The 16,983-nt window shown below is 74.6% G+C and carries 13 protein-coding genes; 8 read left to right on the top strand and 5 right to left on the bottom strand.

What is annotated here, in order from left to right:
• Positions 1-2 precede the first annotated feature (2 nt).
• The 4 genes from E8D37_RS05635 to E8D37_RS05650 all read left to right on the top strand — a co-directional run bounded on the left by E8D37_RS05635 (position 3) and on the right by E8D37_RS05650 (position 6,808).
• The gene (locus E8D37_RS05635; RefSeq protein ID WP_206055583.1) at positions 3-497 is read left to right on the top strand and encodes a PH domain-containing protein; all 495 of its coding nucleotides are present in this window, start codon (positions 3-5) and stop codon (positions 495-497) included.
• Positions 494-2,161 carry a PH domain-containing protein gene (locus E8D37_RS05640; RefSeq protein ID WP_136568770.1) on the top strand — a complete coding sequence of 556 codons (1,668 nt, stop codon included), beginning with the start codon at positions 494-496 and terminating at the stop codon, positions 2,159-2,161. Before E8D37_RS05635 ends, E8D37_RS05640 begins: the two co-directional genes overlap by 4 nt.
• 79 nt (positions 2,162-2,240) lie before the next feature.
• Positions 2,241-5,624, top strand: a complete 3,384-nt coding sequence (locus tag E8D37_RS05645; protein WP_136568771.1) for a pyruvate carboxylase — start codon at positions 2,241-2,243, stop codon at positions 5,622-5,624.
• Positions 5,621-6,808 (top strand): benzoate/H(+) symporter BenE family transporter, encoded by a 1,188-nt coding sequence (locus E8D37_RS05650; RefSeq protein WP_136568772.1) that lies wholly within the window; start codon positions 5,621-5,623, stop codon positions 6,806-6,808. The genes E8D37_RS05645 and E8D37_RS05650 overlap by 4 nt, the downstream gene beginning before the upstream one ends.
• On the opposite strand, the gene E8D37_RS05655 is transcribed toward E8D37_RS05650, so the two are convergent.
• From E8D37_RS05655 to lpdA, 4 genes are all read right to left on the bottom strand, one after another.
• Positions 6,789-8,054: a SpoIID/LytB domain-containing protein gene (locus tag E8D37_RS05655; protein WP_168929632.1), complete on the bottom strand. Its 1,266-nt coding sequence runs from the start codon at positions 8,052-8,054 to the stop codon at positions 6,789-6,791. The genes E8D37_RS05650 and E8D37_RS05655 overlap by 20 nt on opposite strands.
• Positions 8,055-8,141: 87 nt before the next feature.
• A complete protein-coding gene (locus tag E8D37_RS05660) occupies positions 8,142-9,407 on the bottom strand; it encodes a SpoIID/LytB domain-containing protein (protein ID WP_136568774.1) in 1,266 nt (421 codons plus the stop codon).
• A gap of 170 nt (positions 9,408-9,577) precedes the next feature.
• Entirely contained in the window at positions 9,578-10,996 is a 1,419-nt protein-coding gene (locus tag E8D37_RS05665; protein WP_136568775.1) for an NAD(P)H-quinone dehydrogenase, read from the bottom strand.
• Between the two features lie 152 nt (positions 10,997-11,148).
• Positions 11,149-12,546, bottom strand: coding sequence for a dihydrolipoyl dehydrogenase (gene lpdA, locus E8D37_RS05670; RefSeq protein WP_136568776.1), 1,398 nt, complete (start codon positions 12,544-12,546; stop codon positions 11,149-11,151).
• 58 nt (positions 12,547-12,604) lie between these two features.
• On the opposite strand from lpdA, the gene E8D37_RS05675 reads away from it, so the two are divergent.
• The 4 genes from E8D37_RS05675 to E8D37_RS05690 all read left to right on the top strand — a co-directional run bounded on the left by E8D37_RS05675 (position 12,605) and on the right by E8D37_RS05690 (position 15,527).
• Positions 12,605-13,057, top strand: a complete 453-nt coding sequence (locus E8D37_RS05675; protein ID WP_136568777.1) for a gamma-glutamylcyclotransferase family protein — start codon at positions 12,605-12,607, stop codon at positions 13,055-13,057.
• 126 nt (positions 13,058-13,183) lie between these two features.
• Positions 13,184-13,993 (top strand): purine-nucleoside phosphorylase, encoded by an 810-nt coding sequence (locus E8D37_RS05680; protein ID WP_136568778.1) that lies wholly within the window; start codon positions 13,184-13,186, stop codon positions 13,991-13,993.
• A gap of 20 nt (positions 13,994-14,013) precedes the next feature.
• Positions 14,014-14,751 (top strand): TetR family transcriptional regulator, encoded by a 738-nt coding sequence (locus E8D37_RS05685; RefSeq protein WP_136568779.1) that lies wholly within the window; start codon positions 14,014-14,016, stop codon positions 14,749-14,751.
• A 122-nt stretch (positions 14,752-14,873) separates the two neighbouring features.
• Positions 14,874-15,527, top strand: coding sequence for a TetR/AcrR family transcriptional regulator (locus tag E8D37_RS05690; RefSeq protein ID WP_136568780.1), 654 nt, complete (start codon positions 14,874-14,876; stop codon positions 15,525-15,527).
• On the opposite strand, the gene E8D37_RS05695 is transcribed toward E8D37_RS05690, so the two are convergent.
• Positions 15,508-16,938, bottom strand: coding sequence for an HtaA domain-containing protein (locus E8D37_RS05695; RefSeq protein WP_168929633.1), 1,431 nt, complete (start codon positions 16,936-16,938; stop codon positions 15,508-15,510). The genes E8D37_RS05690 and E8D37_RS05695 overlap by 20 nt on opposite strands.
• Positions 16,939-16,983: the final 45 nt, after the last annotated feature.

Raw genomic sequence — 16,983 nt, forward strand, 5'->3', positions numbered from 1 at the left:
CCGTGCCCGCCGGCCCCGTGCGGCTGCGCCCACCGGCGCACCGCCTGGACCGGCGGGCACTGCTGCGCTGGTACGTCGGCGAGGCCGGGATCGTCGTCCTCGGCGTGGCGATCGTGCTGATCGCCGTCTGGCTCGTGCCCGACCGGTTCGTCCCGCCCTGGCTGCCCTGGCTGCTGATCGGGCTGGACGTCGTCCAGGCCCTCGTGGTGCCGCCGTGGCGCTACCGCGTGCACCGCTGGGAGGTCACCGACGAGGCGGTCTACACGCAGACCGGCTGGTGGACCCGCGAGCGGCGGCTCGCCCCGCTCTCGCGGGTGCAGACGGTGGACGTCGACCAGGGCGTGCTCGACCGGGCGCTGGGCCTGGCCGAGGTCCGGGTGACCACCGCCAGCGCCGCTGGCGCCCTGCGCATCCCCTACCTGGCGCTGCCGGCCGCCGAGCAGCTCGCCGCCGAGCTCACCCGCGCAGCCCGGGCGAGCGGGGGCGACGGGACGTGACGCAGGAGCCGACGCCGGAGCCGACGCCGGAGGACGCCGAGCAGCCCTGGGAGCGGCTGGACCCGCGGATGCTGCTGGTCCACCCGTTCCGGCAGCTCGGGCCGCTGCTGCCGCTGCTCGTCCCGGTGGTGGTCGCCGGCCGCGCGCTCTCGGGGCCCTTCAACGCCCCCTGGGAGCTGCTCGGCCTGCTCGTCGTCGCCGGGACGGGCGTGTGGAGCTACCTCACCACCGAGTACCGCCTCGGTCCCGAGCGCGTGGAGCTGCGCCGCGGGCTGCTGGCCCGCCGGGTGCTCACCGCCCCGCTGGACCGGGTGCGCACCGTCGACCTGTCCTCCACCCTCGTCCACCGGCTCCTCGGGCTCGCGAGCGTGCGCATCGGCACCGGCACCAGCGCCGACGGCAGCGGCCTCGAGCTGGACGGCCTGCGCACCGCCCGGGCGGAGGCGCTGCGCCGCAGCCTGCTGGAGCGGGCGGCCTTGGCGCGCGCGGAGGCGGACGGGCCCGACAACGGGGACGCCGAGCCCACCGCCGACCTGCAAGCCGACCTCTCCACCGAGCCCAGCCCCGCCCTCCCCGCCGACCGGCCCCCGACCACGGTGCTCCGACTGGACCCGCGCTGGGCCCGCTACGCCCCGCTGTCGATGGCGGGCCTGGCCCTGTCCGGCGTGGTGGTCGGCGGTGGCAGCCAGGTGGTGGTGCCCGTGCTCCAGGCACTGGGCATCAACCCCCGGCCCGAGTGGCTGCCGCACACCTGGTCGGGCGCCGTGGCGCTCACCGTGCTCCTGCTCCTCGTGGTGCTGGTGGCGGTCCCGGTGCTCGCCGCCCTCGGCTACCTCGCCACCTCGTGGGGTCTCGTGCTCACCCGCGAGGCCGGGCCCCGCGGGGACGTGTGGCGGCTGCGCCGGGGCCTGCTCACCACCCGCGAGACGACCCTCGACGCCGCCCGCGTCTCCGGCGTGGTGCTCAGCGCCCCGGTGGGCCTGCGCGCGGTCGGCGCCGGCCGCCTCGAGGCGATGACCACCGGCCTCGACCGCGAGGACCGGGGCACCCTCGAGCTCGTCCCGCCGGCCCCGGCGGCGGTGCTGCGCACGACGGGAGCGGCCGTGCTCGACGACCCCGATCCCCTGGACCGGCTGGACGCCGGTCTCGCGCGGCACGGCGCCGCCGCAACCCGCCGGCGGTGGCGGCGGACGCTCACGCCGCTGCTGGTCGTGGCCCCGGTCGCCCTCGTCGTCCCGCTGCTGCTCCCCCACGCCACCCCGGGCGTGCTGCTCGACGGGCTGCGCCTCGGGGTGCCGGTGGCCTGCGCCGTCCTGCTGCTCCCGGCGGCGTGGCTGGCCCGGTCCCGGGCGCGGGCTCTGGGCCACGCGCTCACCGAGCGCCACCTCGTCGCGCGCCAGGGGTCGCTGGTGCAGCGCACCCACGTCCTCGACCTCGACCACGTGATCGGCTGGACGTGGCGGGACTCCTGGTTCCAGCGCCGGGCGGGCCTCGTCAGCCTCGACGCCACCACCGCCGGCGGCCCGCAGCGCGTCACCGTGCTCGACGTGCCCGAGGACGTCGCGGTGGCGCTCGCCCTGCGCGCGCAGCCGGGCCTGCTGGAGCCGTTCACCCAGGTGACCGGGCCCGAGGAGGGCCGGGGAGCGAACGCCCCCGTCCGCTGAGCCGGAGCCTCCCGCCAGGTGGGAGCCGCACCCCGAGACGAGGCGGGTCACAGGGCCCGCTGTGGATAGCGTGTGCCCCATGTTCTCCAAGGTTCTCGTGGCCAACCGCGGTGAGATCGCGATCCGGGCCCTCCGCGCCTCCTACGAGCTGGGCGCCCGCACGGTCGCCGTCTTCCCGCACGAGGACCGCTGGTCCGAGCACCGCCTGAAGGCCGACGAGGCCTACGAGATCGGCGAGCTCGGCCACCCGGTCAAGGCCTACCTCGACCCCGAGGGCATCGTGGAGGTCGCGGTCCGCGCCGGCGCCGACGCGATCTACCCGGGCTACGGCTTCCTGTCGGAGAACCCCGCGCTGGCCGAGGCCTGCGCGGGCGCCGGGATCACCTTCGTCGGCCCCTCCTCCCGCGTGCTCGAGCTGACCGGCAACAAGGCCCGCGCCATCGCGGCCGCCAAGGCCGCCGGCGTCCCGACCCTGCGCTCGGTCGAGCCGTCCACGGACGTCGACCTGCTCCTGGCCGAGGTCGAGCGCGAGGGCATCCCCTACCCCCTGTTCGTCAAGGCGGTCGCCGGCGGCGGCGGTCGAGGCATGCGCCGCGTGGACGACCCGGCGCAGCTGCGCGAGGCCGTGGAGACCTGCATGCGCGAGGCGGACGGCGCCTTCGGCGACCCGACCGTCTTCATCGAGCAGGCGGTCGTCGACCCGCGCCACATCGAGGTCCAGATCCTCGCGGACGCCGAGGGCAACGTCATCCACCTCTTCGAGCGCGACTGCTCGGTGCAGCGCCGCCACCAGAAGGTCGTGGAGATCGCCCCCGCCCCCAACCTGGACCCGGAGCTGCGCGAGCGGATGTGCGCCGACGCGGTGCGCTTCGCCCGCGAGATCGGCTACTCCTGCGCCGGCACCGTCGAGTTCCTGCTGGACCCGGCCGGCAACTACGTCTTCATCGAGATGAACCCGCGCATCCAGGTCGAGCACACCGTGACCGAGGAGGTCACGGACGTCGACCTGGTGCAGGCCCAGCTGCGGATCGCCTCCGGGGCCACGCTGGCCGACCTCGGGCTCTCCCAGGAGACCGTCCAGCTGCGCGGCGCGGCCCTCCAGTGCCGCATCACCACGGAGGACCCGGCCAACAACTTCCGCCCCGACACCGGGCGTATCACCACCTACCGCTCGCCGGGCGGCGGCGGCATCCGCCTGGACGGCGGCACCGTCTACACCGGCGCCGAGGTCTCGGCCCACTTCGACTCCATGCTGGCCAAGCTCACCTGCCGCGGCCGCACCTTCGAGAAGGCCGTCGAGAAGGCCCGCCGGGCCGTCGCCGAGTTCCGCATCCGCGGCGTCGCGACCAACATCCCGTTCCTGCAGGCCCTCCTGGCCGACCCCGACTTCTCCTCGGGGCACGTCACCACCTCGTTCATCGAGACCCACCCCGAGCTCCTGCACGCGCGCGGCTCGGGCGACCGCGCCACCAAGCTGGCCACCTACCTCGCGGACGTCACGGTCAACCAGCCCCACGGCCCCGCCCTGCTCTCGCTGGACCCGCGGGCCAAGCTGCCGGCCGTCGACCTCTCGGTGGCCCCGCCCGCCGGCACCCGCCAGCAGCTGCTCGAGCTGGGCCCGGAGGCCTTCTCGGCGGCGCTGCGCGCCCGGACGGACGTGGCCGTCACCGACACCACGTTCCGCGACGCCCACCAGTCGCTGCTCGCGACCCGCGTCCGCACCCGCGACCTCACCGCGGTCGCCCCGTACGTGGCCCGCACGACCCCCGAGCTCTGGTCCCTGGAGTGCTGGGGCGGCGCCACCTACGACGTGGCCCTGCGCTTCCTGGGCGAGGACCCGTGGGAGCGGCTGGCCCGCCTGCGGGAGGCCGTCCCCAACATCGCCCTCCAGATGCTGCTGCGCGGTCGCAACACCGTCGGGTACACCCCGTACCCGACCAAGGTGACCGACGCGTTCGTCGAGGAGGCGGCCGCCACCGGCATCGACGTCTTCCGCGTCTTCGACGCCCTCAACGACGTCGACCAGATGCGGCCCGCGATCGAGGCCGTGCGCGCCACCGGCAGCACGGTGGCCGAGGTGGCGCTCTGCTACGCCGGCGACCTCTCGGACCCGCGCGAGGACCTGTACACCCTCGACTACTACCTGCGCCTGGCCGAGCGCATCGTCGACGCCGGCGCCCACGTCCTCGCCATCAAGGACATGGCCGGCCTGCTGCGGGCCCCCGCCGCCCGCCGCCTGGTCACCGCCCTGCGCGAGAACTTCGACCTGCCGGTGCACCTGCACACCCACGACACCGCCGGTGGCCAGCTGGCCACCCTCACCGCGGCGATCGACGCGGGCGTGGACGCCGTGGACGCCGCCTGCGCCTCGATGGCCGGCACCACCAGCCAGCCGCCGCTCTCCGCGCTGGTCTCGGCCACCGACCACTCCCCGCGCGAGACCGGCCTCTCCCTGGACGCCGTCAACGCGCTCGAGCCGTACTGGGAGGCGACCCGCCGGGTCTACGCGCCGTTCGAGTCGGGCCTCAACGCCCCCACCGGTCGCGTCTACACCCACGAGATCCCGGGCGGCCAGCTCTCCAACCTGCGCACCCAGGCGAAGGCGCTCGGCCTGGGCGAGAAGTTCGAGCAGGTCGAGGACATGTACGCCGCGGCCGACCGCATCCTCGGCCACCTGGTGAAGGTGACGCCGTCCTCGAAGGTGGTGGGCGACCTCGCCCTGGCCCTCGTGGGCGCCGGGGCCGACCCGGCCGCGTTCGCCGAGGACCCCGGCAAGTTCGACATCCCCGACTCGGTCATCGGCTTCCTCCACGGCGACCTGGGCGACCCGCCCGGCGGCTGGCCGGAGCCCTTCCGCACCAAGGCCCTCGAGGGCCGGGCCTACACCCCGCCCAACGAGGACCTGACCCCGGAGCAGGAGGCCGGCCTCGTCTCCCAGCGCCGGGCCACCCTCAACCAGCTGCTGTTCCCCGGCCCGACGAAGATCTTCACCGAGACGGTCGAGACCTACGGCGACCTCTCGCAGCTGTCCTCGCTGGACTACCTCTACGGCCTGCGCAAGGGCGTCGAGCACACGGTGAGCCTGGGCGAGGGCAAGACGCTGCTGCTCGGCCTGCAGTCGATCAGCGAGCCCGACGAGCGCGGCTACCGCACCGTCATGACCCTCATCAACGGCCACCTGCGCCCGATCGAGGTGCGCGACACCTCGGTCTCGGCCAAGGTCGCGACCGCGGAGAAGGCCGACCCGGCCCGGCCCGGCCACGTCGCGGCACCCTTCCAGGGCGTCGTCACGGTCGGCGTCGAGGAGGGCCAGAAGGTCGAGGCCGGCGAGACCGTCGCGACCATCGAGGCGATGAAGATGGAGGCGGCCATCACCGCCCCCGTCGCGGGCACCGTCACCCGGGTCGCGCTCTCCGGGACCCAGGCCGTGGAGGGCGGGGACCTGGTCCTCGTCCTGGCGTGAGCGCGGCCGCCCCGAGCGGCGAGACCTACCGCGTCGCCCAGCCGGTCGCGGCGGGCGTCGTCACGGCGGTCGTCGGGTTCTCCAGCTCCTTCGTCGTGGTGCTGGCGGGCCTGACCGCCGTCGGCGCCACCCCGGCCCAGGCCGCCAGCGGCGTGCTCGCCCTGTGCGTGGCGCAGGCGCTGGGCATGCTCTGGCTGGCGCTGCGCCACCGCGTCCCGGTCTCGCTGGCCTGGTCCACGCCGGGGGCCGCGCTGCTCGCGTCCACCGGTGCCGTCGCCGGCGGCTGGCCGGCCGCGGTCGGCGCCTTCGTGGTGACCGGCGTCCTCGTCGTCCTCACCGGCCTGGTGCCGGCCCTGGGCAACCTGGTCGGGCGCATCCCGCCCTCGCTGGCGCGCGCCATGCTCGCCGGCGTCCTGCTGCCGCTGTGCGCGGAACCCGCCATCGCACTCGTCCGCTCCCCCCTGCTGGTGGGGCCGGTGGTGCTCACCTGGCTGGTCCTGGTCCGGCTGACGCCGCGCTGGGCGGTGCCCGCGGCGCTGCTCGTCGCCTTCGGCGTCGTCGTGGTGGCCGGTGACGGCGTGGCGGCCGCCGACCTCGCGCCGTCGCTGTCCGTCACGCTGCCCGCCTGGTCCGTCTCGGCGCTGGTGGGTGTCGCCCTGCCGCTCTACGTGGTGACGATGGCCAGCCAGAACGTCCCCGGCGTCGCCGTCATGGGCGGCTTCGGCTACCGGGTCCCGTGGCGGGAGTCGATGACGGTGACCGGGCTCGGCACCGTCCTCGCCGCCCCCTTCGGCGGCCACGCGGTGAACCTGGCCGCGATCACCGCCGCGCTCAGCGCCGGCCCGGAGGCGGGGCCGCGGCACGACAAGCGCTGGATCGCCTCGATCTCGGCGGCGGTCAGCTACCTCGTGCTCGCCGTCGGCTGCGCCGCGCTCACGGCGCTCGTCGCCTCCGCCCCCGACGGCGTGGTGCAGGCCGCCTCCGGGCTGGCGCTGCTCGGCACCCTCGCGTCAGCCCTCTCAGGCGCGCTGGAGTCGAAGGAGGACCACCTGCCCGCGGCGGTGTGCCTCGTCGTCGCGGCCTCCGGCGTCGTCGTGGGCGGCGTGGGCGCCGGCTTCTGGGCGCTGGTCGCGGGCCTCGTGGTCCGGGCCGTGCTGACCCGGGTCAGCCCAGCCGCACCGTGAACCAGGTCGAGCGCAGCCCGAGCGCGGAGCGGAAGGTGTCGCCGCTCATCGTCACCGAGCCGCCGCTGCCGACCAGTCGGATCGAGAGCACCCGGCCCTTCCAGCGTCCGTGGCCGTCCCGGTCCAGCACCACGACCTTCTCCAGGTCCCCCACCGCGGGCCAGCGGGCCTCCAGGCTCGCCACGCTCACGGTCGTCTCCCAGGTGTGCACGGGGTTGCCCGACCACCCGTCGTACGGGTCCTTCTCGGCCACCAGGTAGGGCGCGGAGCCCGCCGAGGACCAGCCGCCGTTGCTCGAGGCGAACTGCGTGAACGCCGCCGCCCCGTCGTAGGTGAGGATCGTCCCGGCCGTCTCGGCCACCGCCGTGTCGGAGGCGGCCACCTCCGCGTCGTAGCCCCCGTAGACCTGGCACGAGGTGGTGTCGCAGAGGTCGTAGGCGGACGAGCGGGGGTGCTCGCGCTCGTAGACGGCGTAGGTGCGGGCGGCGACCGCCTGGGCCTGCACCGCCGCCGCGCTCCACGAGGCCGGGATCTCGCGCGGCACCACGCCCCGCAGGTAGTCGTCGACCTTCACCACGTTGACGGTGTCCCGGGTGCGCTCGCCCGCGGTCACCGTGGCGGAGCGCAGCTTGCCCCGGTACGTGGCCTGACCGTCGTCCGTCACCAGGGTGATCGGGTGGTCGGCGGCGCCGAGCTGGGCGTCGCCCGCGGTGCGCAGCAGGACGCTCCAGCCCTCTCCGGTCACGTGGGCGGCCACCTCGGTGCCGCCGTCGGCCAGGGGCCGCAGCCGGTAGCGGTCGGCGTCCTGCCCCCGGCTGCCGAGCCCGGCCCCGAGCGCGAGGAGCGGGGTCCGCTCCCCCGTGCTCAGGTCGCGCACCGCCAGCCGCGCCACCGGGAGCACCACGAGCCGGTTGTCGGTGTCGTCGCTGATCAGCACGCGCAGTCGCCCGCCGACCTGCGTCTGCGTGGTGCCCGGGTAGTAGAAGGCGAGGATGTCGTCGACGTCGAGCCCCTCGCGCGCCGCGCCCTCCGCGCCGTACTGACTCATCCCGTGGCCGTGGCCGTACCCGCGACCGGGCAGCCGCAGGGTCGTCGTCCCCGAGACGTCCCAGGTGTGCTTGCCCGTCGCCGCGGAGGCCGGCCCCGCCGTGGCGAGGAGGCCCAGCGAGCCCGCCGAGGCCGCCAGCCCCGAGACCAGCAGTCCGGCGAGCAGGCGGGCGTGGCGGGAGGGGCGAGGGGGGTTCACGGGACTCATGGGAACACGCGCCCGGCGCCGCGGGCAGCCGAACCGGTCAGACCTTTGCCGAACCTTCAGGCTCCCCGGCGCGCCCCGTCAGGCCTTGCGGAACCAGGTGGAGTACATCCCGAGCGCCGAGCGGAAGGCGTCCCCGGTGACCGTCACCGAGCCCTGCGCGCCGACGACCCGGATCGAGGTGACGCGGCCGCCCCAGGCGCCGTTGCCGTCGCGCGCGAGCACCTTCACCCGCCGGAAGGCCCCCACGCCGGGGAACGCGGCACGCAGCTGCGCCGCCGTGAAGGACACCGTCCAGGAGCGGTACGGGTTGCCCGACCAGCGGTCCCACGGGTCCCTCTGGTCGATCTGGTAGGCGAGGCTGCTGCCCTGCGTCCAGCCACCGTCGCTGGCCGAGAACTGCGCGAAGATCGGCTTGCCGCTCCGGGTCATCGCGGCCTTGCGCGTCGCGCGGATCGCGGCGTCCGTGGTGCCGTACTCGGCGTCCGCGCCCCCGTAGACCTGGCAGGAGGTGGTGTCGCAGATCTGGTAGTACCGGCTGCGGTACTCGGCGCGCTCGAACGCGGCGTAGGTGCGGGCCGCCACCGCCTGGGAGCGCAGCGCCGCGGCGTGCCACGACGGATAGGCCTCGAGCGGCACGACCCCGCGCAGGTACTGCTCGAGCGGCAGCACGTTGACCGTGTGCCGGTCGCGGCCCCCGGTCACGGCGGCGCTGCTGCGCAGCGCGCCGCGGTAGGAGGTGCGCCCGCTGGGGGTCACGAGGGTGAGCGGGCCGTCGGCCTGGAACTGCGCCTCGCCCGGCACGGTGCGCAGGGACGTCCAGCGCTTGCCGGCGAGCTTGTACTGCACCAGCGTCCGCTTCTTCGAGGCCGGACGCAGCCGCCACTGCACCGCGCGCGGGTGCTTGGCCGCCACGTCGACCACCGCCCCGGACCCGAGGGACTTCACCACGAGGCCGCTGGTGGCCACGACGCGGGTGTCACGGTCGGTGTCGGCGGTGACGAGCACCCGGATCGAGCCGCCCACCTTCCCGATGCGCGTGTGCGGGTAGTAGAACCGCACGATCCGCTTCCACCCCACGCCCTGCCGCGCCGCGCCCTCGGCGCCCCACTGGGACAGGCCCTTGCCGTGGCCGTACCCCCGACCCTGGAGGGTCAGGACGCTGCCGGACCGGGCGGCGGACCCGGCGGTGGTGGTGCCCGTCGTGGCCTCGGCCGTCGCGGCGGAGGCGGCCCCCGGGGCCAGGACGCCGGGCAGCAGCGCGGCCGCCAGCAGGGCGCCGGCGAGGCCGCGGCGGGACCGGCGGGTGGCCTGGGTGGGACGGGTGGACTGGCGCTTCCGAGACATGCTGCTCCACTGCTCGACGGTGCTCGCGCACGCGAGCGGGTCGGTGACGATGAGACATCGAGCATGCCCGGTCGGTCCAACCCGCGCCGGGGAACGGACCGTTTCGGTCCGTTCCGCGGGCCCGCCGGACAGGGGCCAGACAGGTGGCCGGACGGGGGGGTGAGCGGGGCTCAGGCGGTGTGCAGCCGCCGCGCCGCCTCGGCCACCGAGCCGGACAGCGAGGGGTAGACGGTGAAGGCCTGGGCGAGCTGGTCGGCGGTGATCGACTCGGCCACCGCCAGGGCCACCGGGTGGATGAGCTCGGAGGCGCGCGGGCCCACCACGACGCCACCGACCACGACGCGGCTGCCGGGGCGGCAGAACAGCTTCACGAAGCCGTCGTGCACGCCCTGCATCTTGGCGCGGGGGTTGCCCGAGAGCGGCAGCATGACCGTCTCGGCCTGGATCTCGCCGGTGTCGACGGCGTTCTGGGAGCACCCGACGGTGGCGATCTCGGGGGCGGTGAACACGTTCGAGGAGACCGTCTTGAGGTCCAGCGGGTGCACCGCGTCGCCGAGGACGTGGTACATCGCGATGCGGCCCTGCATGGCGGCCACCGAGGCGAGCATGAACACGCCGGTGCAGTCGCCGGCCGCGTAGACGCCGCGGGCGGTGGTCCGCGAGACGCGGTCGACCTGGACGAACCCACCGGCGTCGAGGCTGACGCCGGCCTCCTCCAGGCCCAGCCCGGCGGTGTTCGGGATCGAGCCGAGGGCGAGGATGCAGTGCGAGCCCTGGACGCTGCGGCCGTCCGTGAGCTCGACGGTCACGACGTCGCCGTCGCGCGTCACCGAGGCCATCCGCGAGAGGCTCATGACCTCCATGCCGTGGCGCTGGCTGACCTCCTCGAGCACGCGGGAGGCGTCCGCGTCCTCGCCCGGCAGCACGCGGTCGCGCGAGGAGACGAGGGTGACGGGGACGCCGAGGGCGAGGTAGGCGCTGGCGAACTCGGCGCCCGTGACGCCGGAGCCGACCACGATCAGCTTCTCGGGCAGCTCGGTCAGGTCGTAGACCTGCTCCCACGTCAGGATGCGCTCGCCGTCCGGCTGGGCCGTGGGCAGCGTGCGCGGGTGCGCGCCGGTGGCGAGCAGGACCGCGTCGGCCTCGTGGACGGTCTCGGTGCCGTCCGCCGCGGTGGCGATCACCCGGCCGGGGCCGTCGAGGCGGCCGGTGCCGGCGACGATCTGCACGCCGTCGCGGCGCAGCCGGGCCTCGATGTCGCGGGACTGCTCCGCGGCCAGCGCGAGCACGCGGGCGTTGACCTTGGCGAGGTCGACGGTCACGCCGTCGTTCTCGGCGGCGTCGCCGGAGCGGTGGCCCGGCGAGCCGAGCGTGATGCCCAGCTCGGCGGCGGCGCGGACGTCCGTCATGAGGCCGGCGGTGGCGATGAGCGTCTTGCTCGGCACGCAGTCCGTGAGCACCGCGGAGCCGCCGAGACCGTCGCGGTCGATGACGGTGACCTGGGCGCCGAGCTGCGCGGCGACGTGGGCCGCCTCGTAGCCGCCGGGGCCACCTCCGACGATGACGACGCGCTCGTCGGTCCGGTTCATGCGGTGCTCCTCGCTCGTGGCTGCCGGCCGGTGCGCCGGTGCTGCGGGTGGTCGGTGGAGGGGCGGGGCCGACGGGGGCGGCCCCAGGACACGCCCGGGGACGTGTCACGGGCCGGGCAGCGGGGGGTCTCCCCACTGCCCGGCCCGGTGCGTCACAGGTTGATCATGTGGCCCGTGATGCCGTGGACGGCCTCCTTCACGGCCTCCGACAGGGTCGGGTGCGCGAAGACGTTGCGGGCCACCTCGTCGGCGGTGAGGTCCCACTTCTGAGCCAGGGTCAGCACCGGCAGCTGCTCGGTGACGTCCGGGCCGATCATGTGGGCGCCGAGGATCTCGTTGTGCTCGGCGTCCGCGACGACCTTGACGAAGCCGACGGCGTCGCCCAGGCCCTGGGCCTTGCCGTTCGCGGAGAACGGGAAGGTCGCGGTCTTGACGTCGTAACCCTTGTCGCGGGCCTGCTGCTCGGAGTAGCCGAACGAGCCGATCTGCGGCTGGCAGTAGGTGGCGCGCGGGATGAAGTCGAACTCGACCGGCATGGTCTCCTCGCCGGCGATGACCTCGGCGGCGACGATGCCCATGGCCTCGGCCACGTGGGCGAGCATCATCTTGCCGGTCACGTCGCCGATGGCGTAGACGCCCTCGACGTTGGTCCGGCCGTACTCGTCGATCGCGATGGCGCCACGCTCGGTGAGGGCGACGCCGGCGTTCTCCAGGCCGTAGCCCTCGACCCGCGGCGCGAAGCCGAAGGCGGCGAGCATCTTGTCGGCCTCGATGACCTGGGAGTCGCCGCCGGCCGCCGGGCTGACGGTGACGCGGACGCCGGAGCCGGTGTCCTCGACGTTCTCGACCTTGGTCGAGAGCAGCACGTTGATGCCGAGCTTCTTGTAGTGCTTGAGGAGCTCCTTGGACACGTCCGCGTCCTCGGTGGGCACCATGCGGTCGAGGAACTCCACGATCGTCACGTCGACGCCGAAGTTCTTCATCACGTAGGCGAACTCGACACCGATCGCGCCGGAGCCGCCGATGATCATCGAGCCGGGCAGGTTCGCGTCGAGGATCTGCTCCTCGTAGGTCACGACGTTGGCCGACTTGGTCATGCCGGGGAGCATCCGCACCTGGGCGCCCGCGGCGATGATGAGGTTGTCGCAGGTGTAGGCGGTCACCGAGCCGTCCTTGCCGCGGACGTCGACGCTCTTGGGGCCCGTGAGGGTGCCCCAGCCGTCGATCTCGGTGATCTTGTTCTTCTTCATCAGGTAGTGGACACCCTTGACGATGCCCTCGCTCACCTTGCGGGAGCGGGCGTGCGTCGGGCCGAAGGACATCGAGGCGTCGCCCTCGATGCCGTACTTGGCCTTCTCGTGGGTGAGCACGTGGGAGAGCTCGGCGTTCTTCAGGAGCGCCTTGGACGGGATGCACCCGACGTTGAGGCAGACACCGCCCCAGTACTTCTCCTCGATCACGGCGACGGACTTGCCGAGCTGAGCCGCACGGATGGCCGCGACGTAACCGCCGGGGCCGGCACCAAGAACCAGAACATCGAAGTGGGTCACGGCGCCCAGCCTAGTGCTCCGTCCGAGGCGCCCGGGCCACGGGTTAACCTTCGGTCCCGTGACGCTGTACGCCGCCTACGGCAGCAACCTCGACCCGGCCCGCATGAGCGAGCGCTGCCCGCACTCCCCGCTGGAGACCACGGGGTGGCTGACCGGCTGGCGGCTCACCTTCGGCGGCGAGGAGCACGGCTGGGACGGCGCGCTGCCGACCATCGTCCAGGACCCCTTCGAGCAGGTCTTCGTGGCGGTCTACGACGTGACGCGCGAGGACGAGTCGGTCCTCGACCAGGTGGAGATGGCCGAATCCGGCCTGTACCGCAAGACCAAGGTGCGGATCAGCACGATGAGCGGCGAGCAGGTCGTGTGGACCTACGTGCTGGACGCCTACGAGGGCGGCCTGCCCTCGGCGCTGCACCTCGGCGTGCTGGCCGACGCGGCCGAGGCCGCCGGCGCCCCGGCCGACTACGTGCACGCGGTGCGCAACCGCGACTGCCGCTCCACCGGCCTCTGAGCCCCGGCACCGCCTGAGCGTGGGCGGGGGCGGCGCGTCGGTCGGCGCGCGCGACCCACGTGAAGGAGCAGTGAAGGACGCCTGTCGGGCACGAGCGGACCAGACCGGGCCGCGTAGGGTGCACGGGTGACCAGCGACGCGACCACCGACCCGTACGCCCTCGCGGACCAGGCCGCCGCCCGGCTGGCCGAGCTGACGGGCGTCGAGCGGCACGACGTCGCGCTCGTCCTGGGCTCCGGCTGGTTGCCGGCCGCCGAGGGCCTCGGTGAGCCCGACGCCGTCGTCGACGTCACCGAGCTCCCCGGCTTCTCCGCCGCGGCGGTCGCGGGCCACAGCGGCACCGTCCGCTCTCTCGCGCTCGGCGACAAGCGCCTGCTGCTGTTCGGCTCCCGCACCCACTACTACGAGGGCCGGGGCGTGGACGCGGTCGTCCACGGCGTCCGCACGGCGGCGGCCGCGGGCTGCCGCACCATCGTGCTCACCAACGGCTGCGGCGGGCTCAAGGAGACCTGGTCCCCCGGCACCCCGGTGCTCATCAGCGACCACATCAACCTCACCGGCCGCTCGCCCCTGACGGGTGCGCGCTTCGTCGACCTGACGGACCTCTACTCCTCGCGTCTGCGGACGCTGTGCCGCGAGCTGGACCCGACCCTCGACGAGGGCGTCTACGTCCAGTTCCCCGGCCCCCACTACGAGACCCCCGCCGAGATCGGCATGGTCCGGGCGATCGGCGGGCACCTCGTGGGGATGAGCACGACCCTCGAGGCGATCGCCGCCCGCGAGGCCGGCATGGAGGTCCTCGGCCTCAGCCTCGTCACCAACCTCGCGGCCGGGATCACCGGCGAGCCCCTCGACCACGCCGAGGTGCTCGAGGCCGGCCGGGCCGCGGCCGAGCGGATGGGCGGGCTGCTGGCCCGCGTCGTCCCGGCCCTCTGAGCAGGACGGAGGCCAGGACCGTGACAGAGCCCAGCCAGCCCGGGACCGGGACCGGGACCGACGAGGCCACCCGGCCCCAGGACGCCCGCGAGCTCGGTCGCACCACCCGGGCCAAGCTAGTCGAGGCGGCCACCCGCGCGTTCGCCGAGCACGGTGCCGCGAACGCCTCGCTGCTCGACATCACGCGCCAGGCGGGCCAGCGCAACCGCGGCGCCGTCCACTACCACTTCGGCTCGCGGGAGAAGCTGCTCGCCGCCGTCCTTGACCAGCACGCGGAGTTCCTCGCCGAGCGCGAGCTCCGCCTGCTCCAGGTGGCCCGCAGCCGCCCCGACGACGACCTCGCGTCCGCGCTGGAGCCCTCGATCCGCCCCATGGTGGAGCTCGCGGGCACCGGCTGGCGCGGGCGCTGCTACCCGGTGATCCTCGCCGAGCTCGTCGCGGACGAGGTCGTCGACGACGACCCCGACGTCCGCGCGGCGCTCGAGCGCACCGGCGGGTACCAGGTCTTCGAGCTCATCGCCTCGCGCATGCCCGCCATGCCGGAGGCGCTGCTGCGCGAGCGGCTCAACGTCTACTCCGGCTTCGCGCTGCGGGCCGTGAGCGACCGCGCGCGGGCCCTGGAGCGGGCCGAGCGCGGCGTCGCGGGGCCGCACCACCGCCAGCAGCTGGACGAGGACGACTTCGTGGCGAACCTCGTGGCCATGTCGGTGGCGATGCTGACCGCGCCGGTGCCGGCAGCCCTGAGCCGGCAGCCCTGAACCGGCAGCCCTGAACCGGCAGCCCTGGGCCGGACCTGAGGGTTCTCCCGCGACGTCCGTACCGGTGTGACCTGTACCGCGGGCGGCATCGACAGGCCGTCAGCGGTCACTATGGTGGTCGTATGCCCCTGCGGACGCCCGGCCTCAGCATGGCCGAGCACAGCGCCCGCTTGCAGGCCCGGGTGCTGGACGCCTTCGCGCTGCTGCTCGGCGAGCGCACCTACGAGTCGCTGACGATGGCCCACATCGCCTCGCGGGCCGGCATCGGTCGCACGGCGATCTACCACCACTACACCGACAAGGCGTCGGTCGCGGTCGCCTACGTGCAGGGCGAGACCGCGCGCTACCTGGCCGCCCTCGAGGAGGAGCTGGCCAGCTGCGACGACGCCGTCGCCCGGTTGCGCGGCTACCTGGCGCTGCACCTGGTCGACCGCGACGCGTGGATCCTCGGGCGCAGCGTCGTCGACGTCCTGCCTCCGGGCGCCCGCGAGGAGATCCTGAGCGAGCTGGCAGCCGAGGACGCGGCCCTGCGCGGCGTCCTGCTGGACGTCTCGACGACCGGGCACCTGGCGCTGGACGTCGACTCGGCCGCCGTCCTGGTGCGCTCGTGCCTGGCCGGGCGGGGCGTGCCGGCCGACGTCCTCGAGCGCTTCCTGCTCCGGGGGCTGGGCCTCCCGTGCCCGGACGACCCGGCGAACGAGGCGGCGATGGCGGCGGGTGCCGCCGGCCCGAGCCGGGGCACCGCCGCCGCGCCGCTCAGCGCACCGCGCGCGTGAGCGACACCGTCGAGGCCCGGTAGTAGTCCGAGCCGAGGTAGCGCACGGCCACCGTCCAGCGACCCTTGCCCAGCTTCGGCAGCGTCACCACGCCGGCCGCCCGACGGGCGGCGACCTTCTTCACCGACACCTTCCGCACCACGGTCCGCGACCCGTCGGCCTTGACCACGCGGACGCGCACGGTGCCCGTGGGCCGGGTGTAGGCCCCCTTCACGACGGCACGCAGTCGGCCGGCCCGGCCGACGGCGGGGGTCCGCTTCCAGGCGGCGGTGGTGGTGCTCGCGGCCTTCTTCAGCCCCAGGGCCTTCCAGTCGAGGGACACCTCGGTGACGGTGTCCATCGAGTCGTCGGAGTGGCCGTGGGCGCGCCAGGTGTAGACGCTCCAGCCGGTGGAGGCGTCGAGGTCGGCCGGGTCGGCCGTGAGGGTGGTGGTGAAGCCGCCGTCGTCGTCCAGCGCGGAGCCGGCGATCCAGGCCGATGCCGCGAACGCGGAGGCCGACTCCTGCGAGGACGTGTCGGGCAGGCCGCCGGACGGGGCCAGGCCGACGTAGACGCCGTCGTCGCCGGCGTTCTCGCCCGCGGTGAAGCCGGTGCCGGTGACCGAGACCTTCACCGTGCCGTGGTTCTGGGTCGTGACCTCGGCGGTGACGCTCGGGGTCGCCGCCTCCGCCGTCTCGGCCTCCTCGGCCGTCGCGGTGATCGCCTGCGGCTGCTTGAGGGCGTCGTTGCTGCTGCCCGAGGCGTAGAAGAGCGCGCGGACGGACGAGCTGAGCTGGGCCAGGAGCTCGGGCGACCAGGACTTGCCGTCGACGGGGACGGGCGTGCCGCTGCTGTTCGTGGTCAGGCCCAGCGCGGTGGCCTCGTCGCTGCCCGGCTCCAGCACGCCCTCCCAGTCGGGGGTGACCGTGAGCTCGTCGACGCCGTCCTCGTCCTCGTCGGTCCAGGCCGCGCCCGAGAACGTGGTGAGGGTGACCCGGGCGGTGTCGCCGGTCGTGCCCTGGACGTACCAGGAGACGTCGGCGGTGACCTCGCCCGAGCCGTCCGCCTCGACCACGAGCGTGGGGTCGGCGAAGGTGACGCTGTAGACGGTGTTGCCCGCGTAGGCGAAGGCGCCGGTCACGGTGCCCGCGTAGGTCACCTCGGCCTCGCCCGTCTCCGGGTCCACGGTGCCCTCGCCGTCGGGGAAGGTCGCGATCCCGTCCGTGACGGTGGCGTCCCCGCTCGCGGTGGCGGTGAGGTGGCTGGTGGTGAAGTAGCTGGAGAGCCCCCAGGTCAGCGTCGGGACCGTCGCCTCGTCGGCACCGGCCGAGGGAGCGGAGACGACCGCGGCCAGGCCGAGGCCGGCGAGGCCGGTGGCCGCCGTGGCGGTCAGCGCCGCGAGGCGGCGGGGGGTCGGGCTGGGAACGGACATGCGTGGGTCCTCTTCTCGGTGTCGGGTGCTGCTGCGGTGCAGCGG

The sequence above is a fragment of the Nocardioides sp. GY 10127 genome, assembly GCF_004919085.1.
Lineage (GTDB): Bacteria > Actinomycetota > Actinomycetes > Propionibacteriales > Nocardioidaceae > Nocardioides.

Bases quoted from the DNA above. Each gene is read 5' to 3' on its own strand.
- E8D37_RS05645 (WP_136568771.1), top strand. From the start codon at position 2,241: ATGTTCTCCAAGGTTCTCGTGGCCAACCGCGGTGAGATCGCGATCCGG.
- E8D37_RS05695 (WP_168929633.1), bottom strand. From the start codon at position 16,938: ATGTCCGTTCCCAGCCCGACCCCCCGCCGCCTCGCGGCGCTGACCGCC.
- E8D37_RS05660 (WP_136568774.1), bottom strand. From the start codon at position 9,407: ATGTCTCGGAAGCGCCAGTCCACCCGTCCCACCCAGGCCACCCGCCGG.
- E8D37_RS05665 (WP_136568775.1), bottom strand. From the start codon at position 10,996: ATGAACCGGACCGACGAGCGCGTCGTCATCGTCGGAGGTGGCCCCGGC.
- E8D37_RS05690 (WP_136568780.1), top strand. From the start codon at position 14,874: ATGCCCCTGCGGACGCCCGGCCTCAGCATGGCCGAGCACAGCGCCCGC.